The sequence below is a fragment of the Aliterella sp. E5.1 genome (genome assembly GCF_057473825.1).
The window spans coordinates 1-1,157 of record NZ_JBYCCV010000477.1 but is presented as its reverse complement, the minus strand read 5'-3'; the positions used below and the strand labels follow the sequence as shown (position 1 = coordinate 1,157).

At 46.2% G+C, this 1,157-nt stretch carries 1 protein-coding gene; it reads right to left on the bottom strand.

What is annotated here, in order from left to right; all coding sequences use genetic code 11:
* Positions 1-133: 133 nt before the first annotated feature.
* On the bottom strand, positions 134-1,157 hold a 1,024-nt coding region (locus AC2VE5_RS28350), incomplete at its 5' end, for an IS110 family RNA-guided transposase (RefSeq protein WP_486890843.1).

The following is a 1,157-nucleotide window of genomic DNA, read 5'->3' as shown; positions in this document are numbered from 1 at the left end:
CACTATCAGAATTTCAGGGTCGCCCAGATGTTCATTTAGACTTACAAGAAAAAATGTATAGTCGATATCATGTAATAGATTGGGAATTTTATTTCCTACAATCTTCTGTTCTGCAATCCTTATTATCCCTCTCCTAAGAAACAATTTGAGTGGAGGATGTAGCAACAAGCTCAAATCCTAATGTTTGAGCCTTTTTCTGAAGACGTTTGAGAATTTGTTCTTGGTAGCGTTGTTCGTAGTAATTGATGCCTGGGTCATCATAAGTTCCCCCATTTCTCCAGAGTCGATAAAAGAGGCGAGCTAACTTATGAGCAGTGGCTGTAATTGCTTTCGGTGTTCCCAAACGAGTTCGCAGACGTCGATAAAACGCACCGAGGGCAGAGCGGGTTTTACCGGCGGCTAGCGCCGCCATACGGAAAGCGTTCGCAGCGCGATTAACGACCCGTCGAGTTCGGGAGTTTTTCACCTTACCGCCTGTAATACAACTGCCTGGGCACAATCCGAGCCAAGACGTAAAATGTTTGACTGTTGGGAAGCGGCTGGCATCCAGCCCAACCTCTGACAAGATAGTCTGTACCGTCAAGGCTCCCATGCCATCAATTTCAGTAAAGTCAACGCCACTGATGCGCTGAAGATGGGTTTGCAGGTCAAAAGCAGGCTGATTATCTTGAGGTTTACGACGGGGAGAACCCGGAATTGGCAGGGCAATCTCTGAGGTAACGTTGAATTTGGATAAACACTGCTCGATTTGAGTGTCACAGGCAGCAATCTGAACTTGATAAGCATCATAGAGTGCTAATTCTTGTTGCAAAATGAAAATATGCTCTTGGCGATAATTGCCCTGTAATGCTTGAGCAATTTCCGTCTCACTCCGGCGACTCCGAGGATGTCGTAGAGTTGCTAATGTTTGTGGGTCATGCTCTCCAGCAACAATGGCCCGAATAATCGCCATACCTGTTGCCCCTGTAATGTCACTGACGACTTGATGCAACTGTACATTTATTTCGGTAAGTGCCTTCTGTATCCGTTGTATATGCACACAGGCACTTCGCACTAGATTATCTCTTTGCCGAATATAGCTTCGGAGGACACAAATCTGGTCTTGAGGGCGAAAGGACGCTGATAGCAGTCCGTAGCTGTGCAACTGCTGTATCCAT